Genomic DNA, 15345 nt, shown 5'->3' with positions numbered 1-15345 from the left:
ATTTTTTGATAAAAAGTTTATTATTTTTAGTAAAAGTGATAAAATATAATAATATAAAAACCATGAGGGAGGTAATAATTATGAGTAAAGATGTTAATATTGATTGGAGTAACCTTGGTTTTAATTATATTAAGACTGATTACAGGTATATATCAGTTTGGAAAGACGGCAAATGGGACGAAGGTAAACTTACTGAAGATAATATGTTAACTATTAGCGAAGCCTCAACTGCACTTCACTATGGTCAACAATGTTTTGAAGGACTAAAAGCATATAGAAGAAAAGATGGGAAAATTCAATTATTTAGGGTTGATAGAAACGCTAAAAGAATGAATGATAGTAATAAAAAGCTTCTTATGCCAGAAGTACCTGTAGAAAAGTTTATAGATGCTTGCATGCAAGTTGTTAGAGCTAATGAACATTTTGTTCCACCATATGGCTCAGGAGCAACATTATACTTAAGACCTTTTATGATTGGTGTTGGTAATAACATAGGAGTTAAACCTGCACCTGAATATATATTTAGTGTATTTGCAGTACCTGTTGGTCCTTATTTTAAAGAAGGTCTTTCACCTTGTAACTTTATGATAGCTGACTATGATAGGGCAGCTCCTCAAGGAACAGGTGGACAAAAAGTTGGTGGAAACTACGCAGCTTCATTGCATCCACACTTAATCGCAGCAGAAAGAGGATTTGCAGATTGTATCTATTTAGATCCTGCAACTCATACTAAGATAGAAGAAGTTGGTGCTGCTAATTTCTTTGGTATTACTAAGAATAATGAATTTGTAACACCAGTATCACCATCAATACTTCCAAGTATAACTAAATATTCTCTTATGGATATAGCAAGAGATTATTTAAAGATGCCTGTATATGAAAGAGATGTTTATGTAGATAATTTAGATGAATTTAAAGAAGCTGGTGCTTGTGGTACAGCTGCTGTAATCACACCAATTGGCGGAATTGAATATAATAATGAACTTCATGTTTTCCATAGTGAAAAAGAAGTTGGCCCAGTAATTAAAGAACTTTATAGAATTCTTTGTGGAATTCAATTTGGAGACGTTGAAGCTCCTGAAGGATGGATTTTCGAAGTATAAAAAAAGTTGCCTCATGGCAACTTTTTTTACTTCATTCTTAACTCTAAACCTACACTCTAGATTTTACATTCTTAATTCTAAATCTAAATTTTCAACTCTTCACTCTTAGCTCTTAACTAATCTTAATTATTTCTTTTCGATAGTTATAAAGTAATATGGTAAAGCTAAAAATAGTACTCCACCTATAAAGTTACCAAGAGATACGAAAACTATATTATATGCATATCCCCCTAAAGTAATAGTTGATGGATCTATTAAGTATCCCATAGCTAAGAAACTCATATTAGCTACACTATGCTCAAATCCTGCTGTTATAAAGGTAAATAAGCACCAGAATATCATTAATATCTTTGCTGTTTCTTCTTTTAATTTGTAGCACATCCAAACAGCTAAACAAACTAAAATATTACAAAGGATACCTTTAATTATAAGTTCATTAATAGGAGTATTAATTTTGCTATAAGCATTACTTACAATAAACTCTCCAATATAATCACTTTTTCCTGATGTTAATCCAGCCTGTACAAACAGTACAGCACCTATAATCCCCCCAAGAATATTTCCAATCCAACTTGCAAACCATATTTTTAAAGCGTCTATCCAAGTTACTGTCTTTTCAAGGGCTCCCATAGTCATTATCATAGCATTACTTGTAAACAGGTCTCCTCCTGCCATAAGAACTAAACTTAATGCTACACCAAAGGATGCTCCCATTAAAATCTTGTATGTATCTACACCATTATGATGCATTATTCCACCAATAGTATAAATTAGCATAATACCTAAGCTAACAAACAAACTCCCCAAAGCTGCACTTACAAGATATCTACTTATACTTCTGTCAAACAACTTACTTTTTACTTCAGCTGAATGGGCCAAATTATGAATTTCTTTACTGTACATTATATACCCCCATTTTGTCATTTCTTTAACAAAATTTTATTTGTCACTGTCTTTTTCCTATGCTATTTTACACTGAAAAGCAAAGTTTTGCAATTAAAACTTTGCTTTTATATTTTATAGTTATCTTTTAAACAAATCTCTTTCAATCTTATGAATATAATACTCTCTTATTTCTCTATATTCTAATAAAGTCTTTTCAACAGATTTCACTGTAATCCCTTCATTTTCAAGAAAGGATTTCCAAGAGTTTTCACTTCCAAATATATCTTTCTTTATATGATTACCAGGTAACATTAAAATAGGGATTATAGTTACATCTTTAACATTGTTTTTAACTAAAGACTTTACTATATCCTCCTTTTTAACTTCCCCTTCTAAGGTTCCTATATACGTATTTTTATATCCCTTTTCCTTTAGATTATTTTCAAGGCAATTATATACATTATAATTTATAGTTTTCGAACCATGTCCAATTAACAATATATTATCTTTTTCATTAATATTTTCTTTTATTGCATCACATATCAAGTTACAACTATAGTTTTCTTCATCACTTCCACTGCCAATTAGAAATTCACCTAAAATTATTTTATTAAAGGAATAATCATATTCCTTTATGTTTTTTTCTATAGAATTATATTCATTTCCATTAATAATATGGAGAGGCTGAATATATACTTCTTTATATTTTTCATTATTTAAACGAAATAATACTTCTTCTAATCTTGGTACTACCCTACCATACTTATTAAGTAATAAATTAGAAATAACACTTGATGTAAAGGCTTTAACAACATGATAGCCTTTAGAAAACTTTGCTGATACTTCTGATTCAAAATCTTCAATAACTTTTAATCCCTCTAAATTTGCTGTTCCAAAGGAAACTATTATAATTACTTTAGACATAAATACTCCTCTACTTATATATGTTTCAATAAATGATTTACATCTTGTAGTTTTATAGAAATTTAAGCAAAAACATTTTAAATCAAACTACAGCAATTGAAAACATTGTTTTTTGTTTTTATATAAATTGTTAATATCACTTTATATCTTAACTATTCTTAATGCGAACTAACTTAATAAAATGTAAAACTTTATTACAACTTATTTATTAAAATTTTTAAAGGCATTTAAGAATTTATTAATGTCATCTTTTGTGTGCGCAACGCTTAAAAATAATGCTTCATATTGTGAAGGTGGTATATTAATTCCACTTTTAATCATATGTTTTAAATAATTTCTAAATAAACCTTCATCACAGGTTTTTACATCTTCATATGTTTTTACAACATCTAAATCAGTAAAGAATATTGTCATCATTCCACCATATCTATTTACAGTTACAGGAATACCTTTATCTTTAGCTATTTCTATAACGCCTTCTTCTAACTGTCTTCCAAGGTCTTCTATTTTTTTATAATATTCTTCTTTATTTTTCTTTATCTTTTTTAAAGTACTAAGACCTGCAGCCATTACTATTGGATTTCCTGACATAGTACCAGCTTGATATACTTCACCAACTGGAGATAGACATTCCATTATTTCTTTTCTACCACCATAGGCACCACAAGGTAATCCTCCCCCTATTATTTTTGCATATGTAACTAAATCAGGTTTTACAGAAAATAATTTTTGTGCTCCTTCAAAAGCTACTCTAAAACCTGTCATTACTTCATCAAATATTAATAATGAATTATATTTATCACAAAGTTCTCTTAATAGAACCATAAAGTCTTCTTCTGCTTTAATAACACCCATATTCCCTGCTACTGGTTCAATTATTACCGCTGCAATATCTTCACCATATGTTTTAAATAATTCTTTAATGCTTTCCTTGTTATTATACTTAGCAATTAATGTATTTTTTATACTATCTTCTGGTACTCCTAAAGAACCAGGTATTCCATTAGTTAATACCCCTGATCCCGCTTCTACTAGAAAACCATCAAAGTGTCCATGATAACATCCAGCAAATTTAACTATTTTATTCTTTTTAGTATATCCTCTTGCAAGTTTAATAGCACTCATAGTAGCTTCTGTACCTGAATTCACCATTCTTACCATTTCAACATTATTCAAATTTTTACATAAGAACTTAGCCATTTTTAATTCAATTTCAGTGGGTGCTCCAAATGCAATGGCATTTCTTGATGTTTCAGTTATACTTCTTACTACATCATCATCACAATGTCCAAGAAACATTGGTCCCCAAGCTAATACGAAGTCAATATATTCCTTACCTTCTTCATCTACTATTACAGAACCTTTTCCGCTTTTTATAATAGGTGGTGTCATCGCTGTATTTTTAAAAGCTCTTACTGGAGAATTAACTCCTCCTGGCATATATTTCTTTGACTCATGAAATACTACTTCATTTTTCATTTCTATTCCTCCCTTAGCCATCTAACTGCATCTAAAGCAAAGTAAGTTATTATAATATCTGCTCCAGCTCTTTTCATTGAAAGTAACATTTCTAAAGCTACAGCTTTTTCATCAATTAACCCTAGGGAGGCTGCTGATTTTACCATAGCAAATTCTCCACTTACGTTATATGCACAAATAGGTACATCTACTATTTCCTTAGCCCTGGCTATTATATCTAAATAAGACATTGCAGGCTTTACCATAATTATATCTGCTCCCTCTTCTATATCCCACTTAATCTCTTTTAAAGCCTCATTAGAGTTTCCAGCATCCATTTGATAAGTTTTTCTGTCTCCAAATTGTGGAGCTGAATGAGCTGCTTCTCTAAAAGGTCCATAAAAAGCTGATGAGTATTTAGCAGCATAACTCATTATAGCCACATCTTTATAATTATTTTTATCTAAAGTTTCCCTTATATATCCTATTCTGCCATCCATCATATCTGAAGGTGCTACCATATGTGCTCCTGCTTTAGCATATGATACTGAAATCTTACCTAAAACTTCTAAAGTACTATCATTATCTACTTCATTACCTTTTAATATTCCACAATGTCCATGACTTGTATATTGGCACATACAAACATCAGCAATAATATAAAGGTCACTAGATATTTCCCTAACTTTTCTTATTGCCTTTTGAACTATTCCATCATCATTATAACTTTCAGTTCCACATTCATCTTTAGCTTCAGGAAGGCCAAAAAGTATTATTCCCCTAATACCTAAGTCCACTACTTCTTTTATAATTTCATCTAATCTATCTATTGACCAATGGAAATTTCCCTTCATTGAAGATATTTCTTCTTTTATATTTTCTCCCTCTACTACGAATATTGGGAAAATCAAATCTTTTGAAGTTAATGCATTTTCTCTAACTAAATCTCTAATTGCAGTATTAGCTCTTAATCTTCTTCCCCTATTAATCATTACTTTCACCTTTTCTTTCCTTATATACTTTATATATATCTATAATTTCATCTAGGAAACCTTCTTCTGAATGCTTTTTACAAATATAACTATTAATATTATTGTCTTTTAAAGCTTTAAATGTTTGAGGTCCTATAGAAATATTGTATTTTTCATTAATTTTATCCACTCCAAAGATACTTATCATATTATTTACAGTACTTGGACTTGTAAATAATACAAAATCTACTTCTTCAAAGACCCTAGTATTTTTTACTTCTCCACAAATTGTATCATAAGTATGTATCCTATCTACCTCTAAACCTAAGTTTTCAATTTCATCTTTTAAATAATTTCTACTTTGAGAAGAGCATGGTATAAGTACCTTTTCTCCTTTATTTAAATAAGGAGATAAAGCTTTAAATAAGCCTTCACCAACAAATTCTCTAGCCATAATAAAGGATTGAATTCCTCTGCTTTCAAGGGCTTTCCTAGTAGCTTTTCCTATAACAGAAAACTTACCCTTAATATTTCTAATATCAATATTATTTTCTATTAAAAAATCAAAAAACTTATTAACTCCATTTACAGAAGTTAATATTATATGGTCATAATCACTTAGATTTTCTTTTACCTTATTTAAATTTTCTTTAGTATCTTTAATTTTAATAGAATTTATTTCAGTAACTTCTGCGCCTAAATTTCTTAACTTCTTTTTCAAATTTGAAGATTGTTCTCTTGAACGAGTTACGCATATATTAACTCCAAATAAAGGTTTTTTCTCATACCAACTAAGTTTTTCATTTAAAGAAACCACTTCTCCAACTACTATAATGCATGGTGAAGATAAGTTTGCTTTTAAAGCTTTTTCTTCAATATCCTTTAATGTACCTACTACTTTTCTTTGTTTAGAAGAGGTGCCCCTCATAATAATAGCAGCCTTAGAATCTTCAGATTTACCATTTTTAATTAACCTTTCAACTATAAAAGATAAATTATTAAAGCCCATCATAAATACTAAAGTTCCCTTTTCTTTAGCTAAGGCTTCCCAATTTATCTTTTCTTCAGAAGCTGTCATACCTGTCACTATATGAAAGCTTTGCGATATATCTCTTTGAGTTATAGGTATTCCTGCATAATTCAATACTGAAATTGGAGATGTAACTCCAGGTATTACTTCAAAATCAATATTTTCTTCTATTAAAGATAGTACCTCTTCTCCACCTCTTCCAAATACATAAGGATCTCCACCTTTTACTCTCCCAACTATATGTCCTTCCTTAGCTAGCTTTACTAACATATTATTTATTTCTTCTTGAGTTTTATAATGGGAGCCTGGCTCCTTCCCACAATAGTAAACTCTGCAATCATCATTTAAGTAATTTAAAATATTATTTGATACTAATCTATCATAAAGTACTGCTGTACAATTTTTTAAAACTTCACAAGCCTTTATAGTTAGTAATTCTTCATCACCTGGTCCAGTTCCTATTATATATACCTTGCTCATCTTTAATATCCTTTCATTATCTTTTCAGCTAGACTAATTCCAAGCTCCCTATAATTACTTATATCACCAACTATATCTTTCTTGACTATAGTTCCATTTCCTACATCAAAGGTTCCAAGTAAATATAAATCATTATTTTTAATTTCTGAATATATTCCAATTACACTATGGCATCCTCCATTTAGTTCTTTCATAAAACTTCTTTCTGCCTCAACTGCCATTCTTACTTCTTTATTATCTAATTTTTTTAAATAGGAATTATATTCTCCATCTTTTAAAGCTTCTATACCTAAGGCACCTTGGCCTATTGCAGGTAAAAAAATCTTAGGATCAAAGTAATCACTTATAATATTTTCAAGCCCTAGCCTTTTCAAACCAGCTGCTGCTAAAATAATTCCATCCATATTTTCATTTTTCATCTTTTCAAGCCTAGTCTGAACATTTCCTCTTATAGGCACTATATTTAAATCACTTCTAATACTTTTAAGCATTGCCGCTCTTCTAATACTACTAGTTCCTATTACTGCCCCTGACTTTAACTCTTCAAAAGGAATATTATCTTTAGATATAAAGGCATCCCTAATATCTTCTCTTTCAGGTATTGCAACTATTTCAAAGCCTTCTGGTAGTATAAATGGTACATCCTTCATACTATGAACTGCTGCATGGGCTTCCTTATTTAAAAGAGCATATTCTATTTCCTTTACAAATAAGCCCTTTCCTCCAATTTTATCTAAAGAAACATCTAATCTCTTATCTCCCTCTGTTACTACTAATAGTTTCTTTGAATTTATATTGCTTTTTTCTTTAATAAGATCTATTACTTTATCTGCTTGAATTTGAGCTAATTTACTTTTCCTAGTTGCTATAATTATCTCCATTAAATATCTCCTATAAGTCCTTAAATATTTTCTTTAATACTTCTTTGCCATAAAACATTTCTAAAACTAATTTATCTTTTTCCTTTTCATATATAAACTTAAAATCTTCATTACATACAAAGTTAATTAATTCATTTTTAATTTCTTCTAAATCCTTTGCATTTTTCCTAATTAAAGAAGAGTATAAAATAAAGTCATCATATCCTTTAGCTACTTGAAGAATTTTATCACATACCATTAAAGCACCTTTCGGGTTTCCACTCTTTGTATTTAAGGCAAATGTAATATTATTTAAATTTCTTTGAATCGGGGTTATTACCATACTTTTTCTATAATCCTCTGCAAATATATATAATTTAAAATCTTCTTCACATTCTTCTTTTATCTTTCTGTTTAAATCTTTATCACTAGTTGCAATAATTATTAAATGCTTATCTTTAATAAAAGCTCTTTTATATTCTTCTTTTATAAAATTAATATTGCCTAGAGAATAAAATTCATTTATAAAGTTTAAGGCTAAAACTTCAACATAGCACCCTTTACTAATAAAACTTTTAGCCTTAATAAGTCCCGCTCTTCCTCCACCAACTATTCCAATTCTTAACTTCTTAGAATTAATAGCTAAATATGTATAGTTTATATCTTCTCTAGAAATATCTTTTCTAATATTCTTGCACATTCTTCTCCATGTCCTTTTAACTCTTCTTCTTTTAAAACCTTTATTGCTCTATTAACATAATAATCTGATGTGCTTTTTATAAGCATTTTAGCAATTTCAATTTGTCTTTCATCATTAAATTTATTATTTAAAGTAATTTCTCTCTCTTTAATTACCCTATTTTCTTCATTTTTAAATTCTTTTATTATCCCAGAGATTCCTCTTAAGCTCTTCCATGTAAGATACTCTTCAACATAGTCATCTATAATCTTTTTATTCTCAATCATTCTCTCTTTTCTAAGTTCCTTATTTTCATCATCCATAGAGCTTATTTCATCTATATCATATAGCCTTACTCTACTTATAGTACCTATAGATTCCTCTACATCTCTTGGCAAAGCTAAATCAAAAATTATAAGATTTTCCCCTTCATTTTTAATATGTTTCTTTTCAATAATTAAATGAGGAGCTGAGGTACAGGATATAACTGCATCCATATTATTTATTATATCTCTTCCTTCATCGTAAGTCATAACCTTTACCCTACTATCTTTTATATCATTAATATTTTCAGGTTTTCTAACAACTAATGCTATAAAATTTACATTATTAGATAATGCATATTTTAAAGCTAAGCTACCAACTTCACCATAGCCTATAATCATAATATCTTTTGCATTATTTTTAATAGCTTTATTTACTGCTATAGAAGCTGAGGACACTGGAATTTCATAAAGTTTTCCTTCTGTTCTAAATTTCTTACCACAAGTAATTGCTTCTTGAAATAACCTTTGAAGTTCATGTGTAACAGTTCCATATTCCATAGACATGTTATATGCTTCTTTTATTTGACCTAGGATTTGATCTTCTCCAAGTATCTTGGAATGAAATCCACATACAACCTCCATTAGATGTCTTACAGCTTTATCTTCCTCTAAAGAGAAGCAATTTTCCATTAAATCTATATCCCATTTAAATATATTAAAAATCATTTCCTGAGCCTTTGAGCTAGCAAATTTACTATTAATATAAATCTCTGTTCTATTACAAGTACTTAAAATAACTACTTCTTCAAAATACTTATTTAACTCCACAAGATATTCTTTCCTCTTCTTAGGAGCTAAAGATAACTTTTCTCTTATTTCTACGCTAGTATTCTTTTTAATCCCTAAAAGTACAATCATAATGTCTCCTAAAATAAAATTTATAATATAATTTTAATTAATCTTATTAACCTTTAATCTTATACTGCAATGTTATACCTTTTATTATACTCCTATTTAAAATTAATTTCATTTTACTTTTATTAAAGCTATTTTAAAGGGAGATGTACCATATTTATTAAAATAATAAATCTTGATACATCTCCCTTCTTAGATAACTTACTTTAAAATGCTCTTATATAATTATAACCCTTGCAAATCACCATTAACTTAGGTGTTGTCTCTCTTTATAGGCTTTATAAGTTATAAACATAGTTATTTTGCCTCATATTAAGCTTATAATCTATATCTTATAGAACTTACCTATATTATATATTACATAGTATTCAATGTATTTGTCTAATACTTATTTATTATTAGTTTTATAAGTAATTACTTATATTAGTATCTTATTCCACTCCAGTAAATATTATCTTTTAAGATAGCCTTATCTGAAAGTTCTACTCCTTCTAAAGCCCATTTCTTAAACTCCATAAATCCAGTTCTATCTACTATATATCCAATATGCTCTTTTCCACCTGGAGCATTTCTATCTATATATGCTTCAACATATTTATAAGTATTTAAAATTATTTTAATTATACTTTCTTCATCAACCCATATAATAAAATCTTCAGCTAGTCTTGGATTCTTCTTCCCTGTTCTACCCATAATGGCTAGTCTATAATATTTTTCTTTACTTCTAGTCCATGCTCCTGTTGGACAGTTAATTACACATTCTCCACATCCTATACATTTACTATGATCTCTAACTGGTCTAAAATTTTCTGGATGAAGAGCTCCTGTTGATTTCTTCTTACAAGCCTTAACACAAGCTCCACAAGATACACATTTATCTCTATCAAATTGAGGCTCTGTCATTCCTATAATTCCAAAGTCATGCATTCTAGCTTTAATACAGTCATTTGGGCATCCTGTTAATGCTATTTTAAAATGCAAGTCATTAGGGAAGATAGCCTTTTCTATCTTCCTTGCAAAATTAGTAGTATTATAATTTGCAAATGGGCAAACATTATTTCCTATACAAGCTGATACATTTCTTGTCCCTGCTGCTGTATATCCCTTTCCTGGAACTTCTTGATTTATTTCTAGTCCTTCTATTATAGGTTGAAGTAAAATATTAACCTCATCTATATCTTCCATATCTATTCCTGGAATCTCAAATCCTTGCCTAGTAGTTATATGAACTGTTCCATCACCATATTTATCTGCAATTTCTTGAATTATCCCTAAATATTCAGCCTTTAAGAATCCACCTGGAACTCTTATTCTTGAAGCTGTCATCCCTCTTCTCTTAGTAACTCTAAAGGCATTTTTTTTCAGCTTTTTAGTATTTATGTCCATAAGTGTATCCTCCTAATCTATTAATTCTTTTCCCTTTGAATAATTAAACACTGGTCCTTCTAGGCATATATACGTATCATCTATCTTACAATGACCACATTTTCCTATTCCACAACACATTTTTCTTTCTTGTGATATCCAAATATTTTCTTCCTTAATTCCAAGTTTTAAGAATTCTAAAACTGTAAATTTCATCATCATAGGTGGTCCTACCACTACTACTTGCACATTTTTCTTATCTTCTATTTCAAGCTCTGGTACATATTTAGTTACAAGGCCTACTTTGCCTTTATAATCTTCTTTTGCACCATCAACTGTTAATATAAGATTTATATTTTTTTCCCATTCCTTAATATCATCTTTAAAAAGAATATCATCAGGTGATTTAAATCCTGATATCAAAGTAAAATTCTTACAATTTCCAGTGTTTTGTGAGAAGTAATCTACTATTCCCTTAACTGGAGAAAGTCCTGTTCCTCCAGCAACTACTATTACTTCTTTATTTTTATAATTTTCTATATCAAAGCCATTTCCATAAGGTCCTCTTAAGAAAAGTTTATCTCCCACATAATTATTAAAGATTTCATCTGTTACCTTACCAACTCTTCTTATTGTTAAATCCACATAGTTTTCACCAATTCCACTTACAGATATAGGTGCTTCCCCATACTTAGGAAGTGATACTTCAAAAAATTGTCCTGGTTTTACATCACCTTTAAATTCCATTCTGAATGTGTATTCAATTTCAGTATGCTTAATAACTTCTAATATTTCTGAAATAAAAGGTATATATTCATTTTTAGTCATATTACTTCACCTCATCCATAGCTTTCTCTAGTTTTTTTACGCAATTAGAGAATGAAATATATTCCGGACATGCATCATCACATCTTCCACATCCTACACACATATGATATCCCCATCTCTTTTCATAATCATAAATCTTATGAAGAACTTTAAATCTCATTCTTTGACCTTTTTCTTTTCTAAAGCTATGACCACCAGCCATATCTGTATAACCATCAACTTGGCAAGATGCCCAAACTCTTCTTCTTTCTCCTACTTTTCCATTATCCTTATAGAATAAATCCTGCATTGTAAAGCAAGTACAAGTAGGGCATACAAAGTTACATCTTCCACAAGCTATACATCTTTCTGAGTACTCATCCCATACCTTTGACTTTACTATATTTAAATCTAAATTATCTGGTATGTTTACCTTAATTTTATTATCTAAAGCAAAGTCAGGAATAACTTCTAATGGCTCTCTATCTAAGTTATTGAATAATGATTCAAATTCTTCATCTTTAATATCTAGGTAAACTTCATTTCCTTCTTGCTTAACATATACATTGTATTCATCAGTTTTATTAGTTCCCATACTTACACAAAAACAATTTTCAAAACTCTTTTCACAGCCTATGAGTACAAACTTAGCCTTTTCTCTAAGCTTTTTGTAATATGAATCTTCAAACTTGTTTCTTAAGTAAATATCATCAATTCTTCTTAATGAATGCATATCACAGCTTCTTAAAAATATTAATATAGATTTTTCATCTACATTAGGCTCTTTAATCTCCTCTTCTGTAAAGAAAAATAATGTTTGAGTTATTGGAAGAAGTACTTCCTTATAAGAAAAATTTGATTTTTTATTAAATTCAATTTCTTCTATTTTTGATACCTCACCATATCTAACTATATCTGTATCCGAAAACTTTCCTTGTCCTTCAAATACCTTTGGTGCATATATCTTATACTTCTTTGATAATTCTTGTAACCCTTTATTAAATTCTTCTACCTTAAGTTTATATCCCATTATAAACACCTCTTAACTTAGTTTTTTCTTCCTTGAAATTATAAAGTATGGTACCGCTATAAATAGAATCCCTCCTACCATATTCCCTAAAGAAACTATTAAAATATTATACGCATATCCTGAAATACTAACTGCATGTCCTAAAGGAGAAAGTAATCCTATAGTAAGTAAAGTCATATTTGCCACACTATGTTCAAATCCTGCTGTTATAAATACAAATAAGCACCAAAATATCATTATTAATTTTGAACTTTCTTCCTTACATTTAAAAGTACACCATATAGCTAAACAAACTAACATATTACATAATATCCCTCTAAAGAATAACTCTGTAGCTGGCACCGACATCTTAGCTTCTGAAGTCTTTGCAATAAATTCCCCAACTGGTCCTGTAGCAAGTCCTGCCATATAAAATAAAGTTGCTGCTAGTATTGAACCAACTAGATTTCCAATAAAGCTTACTATCCATACCTTGCCAGCTTCACCCCAGGTAACAGACTTATTTAATGAGCCTACTGCCATTACAAAGTTATTACCTGTAAATAATTCTGATCCTGCAAAAACAACTAAACTAAGTGCAACTCCAAATGATAATCCCATAACAATTTTAGTTGCTGGTGAATTTCCTGAAGTTAACAATCCTCCTATAGTAAAAATAAGCATAATTCCTAATCCAACATAGATACCCGCTAGCATTGAGCTGATAAAATAACCAATTTTATTTTCTTTTAATAATTGAAATTTTGATTTTGCTGCTAAAGAAACCTTATTTAATTCCTCATTAAACATTTAATTCCCTCCTAAGATTGTTATTATAATAACAAAGTTATGTATAGATTATAAGCTTAAACAAAAATAAAAACTGTGATAATTATCACAGTTTCGTAAGTTTTATATATTTTATTTAATTATTTATAATCCTTTGAAGTAATTAGACAGCTTATCTCTATCTTTTACAATTATTTTTTTCCTATCTATAATAATAAGTTCATTTTCTTGAAGAATTTTTAAAGCTCGAGAAATTGTTTCACGAGATGCACCAAACATATCAGCTAAGTAAGTTATACTAATTTTTAAATCTATCAAGACACCATCTTCAATTTTAACTCCATAATCCTTAGAAAGTTTCCAAAGCTTTGCTGCTACTCTCTTTTCAACTTTAATTGGAGTTGAATTTTTTAATTGTCTATATAGCCTTCTTACTTTAATAGTTAATGATGACATTATAATTTTTGTAAGTTCAAAATCTTTTGCCATAACCTCTTGAAATTTTTCCTTATCAAATGCAAGTATTTCTACATTCTCAAATGCTTCACAGTTAATTGAAGCAGGTAAATCATCTAGAACAACAGCATTTATTATATCCTCTTCACCTAAAATAAATATAATTTTCTTTTGCGCTGATTCATTAAGCTTATATAGGGAAACCTTCCCCTTAGAAACTATAAATATTTTCTTAATTACTTCCTTATCCCTAAAAATATGCCTTCCCTTTTGGTAGCATTTTATTTCACAAATATCAGCTAAATCATCAATAGAGGATTTAGCTATATTTTTAAATATTTTCATATTACTTATAGCTTCTAAATAAACTTCTCTCATATAATCACACACTCCCATATAATAAATGAAAAATTAAGAGCTTACTTCATAACCTAATATATCATGAGATGTAGTAAAATGCGAAGCATTTTAAAATGAAAAAATTAAATTAATGAAAGAATGAAAAAATGAAGGAAGAGGTTTTGCAATGCAAAACCTCCTTTATTTTAAAGATGACCTAAAAAAATCTGTAAATATTTTTTATATACATTCTTTAATTTTTTAATTTTTTCATTCTTTCAGTAATAAAATGCTTCGCATTTTATTACTTAGATTCAATATTACCTATAGCCTTATTTACAATTACTACAAACCATATAAGTGCAATTCCTAATAATACATGCCCAAGTCCTGCAATATGACTAAGACCAGCAAAGTCAGTTCCTAATACCTGCATTACACCTCTTGCTGTTAAAGTTACTAAAGTATACACTAATGAAATATTATAAAGGATTGTCCACCAATTAAATCCTTTAATATTAGATAAAGTGAAACTCTTTTCTAAAAGAAGTACTATTATAAAGAAAATAAATCCTAATGTTAATGCATGCGTATGGACTACAGATAACGTAGTCTTCCCTTCAAATCCATTAATCTTTGTAAACTCTCTATAAAAAACTCCCATAGCTAGTCCTAATACTAAATATACAGTAGATAAATTAAAATACTTTTTCATTTTCGTCCTCCTATAAAATTGAATAAAATTTATTATTTAATAATTATTATATAATAATATAATTTTTATATAGATTTTGCAATGTAATTTTTGTAAATAATACTTTTCTTATTCTTTTTTTAAAAGATACTAAATTAAGATTATCAGCATAAACACAGTCTTACAAGCAATAATAAGAAAAATAAAGATTGTACACCATTTTTAGAACCTGATTTGTCAAGAGCTTGTTGCATAGTAATACCTACACTATTGATAAATCATGGACTAAAAAGCATTCTTCACTAAGCAGGAAAT

General features: G+C 28.9%; 15 protein-coding genes. 1 reads left to right on the top strand and 14 read right to left on the bottom strand.

Annotation, left to right across the window (positions count from 1 at the left end):
- Nucleotides 1-80: 80 nt before the first annotated feature.
- A complete protein-coding gene (locus E5347_RS02465; protein WP_136004280.1) occupies nucleotides 81-1103 on the top strand; it encodes a branched-chain amino acid aminotransferase in 1023 nt (340 codons plus the stop codon).
- Nucleotides 1104-1229: 126 nt separating this feature from the next.
- Here E5347_RS02465 and E5347_RS02460 read toward each other — a convergent pair whose 3' ends face one another.
- The 14 genes from E5347_RS02460 to E5347_RS02395 all read right to left on the bottom strand — a co-directional run bounded on the left by E5347_RS02460 (nucleotide 1230) and on the right by E5347_RS02395 (nucleotide 15051).
- Nucleotides 1230-2006 (bottom strand): formate/nitrite transporter family protein, encoded by a 777-nt coding sequence (locus E5347_RS02460; RefSeq protein WP_136004278.1) that lies wholly within the window; start codon nucleotides 2004-2006, stop codon nucleotides 1230-1232.
- Between the two features lie 120 nt (nucleotides 2007-2126).
- Nucleotides 2127-2912, bottom strand: a complete 786-nt coding sequence (locus E5347_RS02455) for a sirohydrochlorin cobaltochelatase (RefSeq protein ID WP_136004276.1) — start codon at nucleotides 2910-2912, stop codon at nucleotides 2127-2129.
- Between the two features lie 201 nt (nucleotides 2913-3113).
- Nucleotides 3114-4391, bottom strand: a complete 1278-nt coding sequence (gene hemL, locus E5347_RS02450; RefSeq protein WP_136004274.1) for a glutamate-1-semialdehyde 2,1-aminomutase — start codon at nucleotides 4389-4391, stop codon at nucleotides 3114-3116.
- Nucleotides 4392-4393: 2 nt separating this feature from the next.
- Nucleotides 4394-5362: a porphobilinogen synthase gene (hemB, locus tag E5347_RS02445; protein ID WP_136004272.1), complete on the bottom strand. Its 969-nt coding sequence runs from the start codon at nucleotides 5360-5362 to the stop codon at nucleotides 4394-4396.
- Entirely contained in the window at nucleotides 5355-6851 is a 1497-nt protein-coding gene (gene cobA / locus E5347_RS02440; protein WP_136004270.1) for a uroporphyrinogen-III C-methyltransferase, read from the bottom strand. The genes hemB and cobA overlap by 8 nt, the downstream gene beginning before the upstream one ends.
- 2 nt (nucleotides 6852-6853) lie before the next feature.
- Complete coding sequence (hemC, locus tag E5347_RS02435; RefSeq protein ID WP_136004268.1) at nucleotides 6854-7732, bottom strand: hydroxymethylbilane synthase; 879 nt, start codon at nucleotides 7730-7732, stop codon at nucleotides 6854-6856.
- Nucleotides 7733-7742: 10 nt separating this feature from the next.
- Nucleotides 7743-8411 (bottom strand): NAD(P)-dependent oxidoreductase, encoded by a 669-nt coding sequence (locus tag E5347_RS02430; RefSeq protein WP_136004266.1) that lies wholly within the window; start codon nucleotides 8409-8411, stop codon nucleotides 7743-7745.
- On the bottom strand, nucleotides 8369-9574 hold the full coding sequence (hemA, locus tag E5347_RS02425; protein ID WP_136004264.1) for a glutamyl-tRNA reductase: 1206 nt from the start codon (nucleotides 9572-9574) through the stop codon (nucleotides 8369-8371). Before hemA ends, E5347_RS02430 begins: the two co-directional genes overlap by 43 nt.
- A 420-nt stretch (nucleotides 9575-9994) precedes the next feature.
- The gene (gene asrC / locus E5347_RS02420; protein WP_136004261.1) at nucleotides 9995-10957 is read right to left on the bottom strand and encodes a sulfite reductase subunit C; all 963 of its coding nucleotides are present in this window, start codon (nucleotides 10955-10957) and stop codon (nucleotides 9995-9997) included.
- Between the two features lie 12 nt (nucleotides 10958-10969).
- Nucleotides 10970-11764, bottom strand: a complete 795-nt coding sequence (gene asrB, locus E5347_RS02415) for an anaerobic sulfite reductase subunit AsrB (RefSeq protein WP_136004258.1) — start codon at nucleotides 11762-11764, stop codon at nucleotides 10970-10972.
- 1 nt (nucleotide 11765) lies between these two features.
- Nucleotides 11766-12773: an anaerobic sulfite reductase subunit AsrA gene (asrA, locus tag E5347_RS02410; RefSeq protein WP_136004256.1), complete on the bottom strand. Its 1008-nt coding sequence runs from the start codon at nucleotides 12771-12773 to the stop codon at nucleotides 11766-11768.
- A 12-nt stretch (nucleotides 12774-12785) separates the two neighbouring features.
- Nucleotides 12786-13562 (bottom strand): formate/nitrite transporter family protein, encoded by a 777-nt coding sequence (locus E5347_RS02405; RefSeq protein WP_136004254.1) that lies wholly within the window; start codon nucleotides 13560-13562, stop codon nucleotides 12786-12788.
- Between the two features lie 123 nt (nucleotides 13563-13685).
- Nucleotides 13686-14375 (bottom strand): Crp/Fnr family transcriptional regulator, encoded by a 690-nt coding sequence (locus tag E5347_RS02400; protein ID WP_136004252.1) that lies wholly within the window; start codon nucleotides 14373-14375, stop codon nucleotides 13686-13688.
- A gap of 265 nt (nucleotides 14376-14640) precedes the next feature.
- Nucleotides 14641-15051 carry a DUF2871 domain-containing protein gene (locus E5347_RS02395; protein ID WP_136004250.1) on the bottom strand — a complete coding sequence of 137 codons (411 nt, stop codon included), beginning with the start codon at nucleotides 15049-15051 and terminating at the stop codon, nucleotides 14641-14643.
- Nucleotides 15052-15345 lie beyond the last annotated feature (294 nt).

Origin of the sequence: Clostridium sartagoforme, from assembly GCF_004794105.1 — a bacterium.
GTDB lineage: Bacteria > Bacillota > Clostridia > Clostridiales > Clostridiaceae > Clostridium > Clostridium sartagoforme_B.
The sequence above is the reverse complement of the archived record's forward strand: the minus strand, read 5'-3'. Positions and strand labels throughout refer to the sequence as shown.

Bases quoted from the DNA above. Each gene is read 5' to 3' on its own strand.
- hemL (WP_136004274.1), bottom strand. From the start codon at position 4,391: ATGAAAAATGAAGTAGTATTTCATGAGTCAAAGAAATATATGCCAGGA.
- hemC (WP_136004268.1), bottom strand. From the start codon at position 7,732: ATGGAGATAATTATAGCAACTAGGAAAAGTAAATTAGCTCAAATTCAA.
- E5347_RS02465 (WP_136004280.1), top strand. From the start codon at position 81: ATGAGTAAAGATGTTAATATTGATTGGAGTAACCTTGGTTTTAATTAT.
- cobA (WP_136004270.1), bottom strand. From the start codon at position 6,851: ATGAGCAAGGTATATATAATAGGAACTGGACCAGGTGATGAAGAATTA.
- hemB (WP_136004272.1), bottom strand. From the start codon at position 5,362: ATGATTAATAGGGGAAGAAGATTAAGAGCTAATACTGCAATTAGAGAT.
- E5347_RS02400 (WP_136004252.1), bottom strand. From the start codon at position 14,375: ATGAGAGAAGTTTATTTAGAAGCTATAAGTAATATGAAAATATTTAAA.
- E5347_RS02455 (WP_136004276.1), bottom strand. From the start codon at position 2,912: ATGTCTAAAGTAATTATAATAGTTTCCTTTGGAACAGCAAATTTAGAG.
- E5347_RS02395 (WP_136004250.1), bottom strand. From the start codon at position 15,051: ATGAAAAAGTATTTTAATTTATCTACTGTATATTTAGTATTAGGACTA.
- hemA (WP_136004264.1), bottom strand. From the start codon at position 9,574: ATGATTGTACTTTTAGGGATTAAAAAGAATACTAGCGTAGAAATAAGA.
- E5347_RS02430 (WP_136004266.1), bottom strand. From the start codon at position 8,411: ATGTGCAAGAATATTAGAAAAGATATTTCTAGAGAAGATATAAACTAT.
- asrB (WP_136004258.1), bottom strand. From the start codon at position 11,764: ATGACTAAAAATGAATATATACCTTTTATTTCAGAAATATTAGAAGTT.
- asrC (WP_136004261.1), bottom strand. From the start codon at position 10,957: ATGGACATAAATACTAAAAAGCTGAAAAAAAATGCCTTTAGAGTTACT.
- E5347_RS02405 (WP_136004254.1), bottom strand. From the start codon at position 13,562: ATGTTTAATGAGGAATTAAATAAGGTTTCTTTAGCAGCAAAATCAAAA.
- asrA (WP_136004256.1), bottom strand. From the start codon at position 12,773: ATGGGATATAAACTTAAGGTAGAAGAATTTAATAAAGGGTTACAAGAA.
- E5347_RS02460 (WP_136004278.1), bottom strand. From the start codon at position 2,006: ATGTACAGTAAAGAAATTCATAATTTGGCCCATTCAGCTGAAGTAAAA.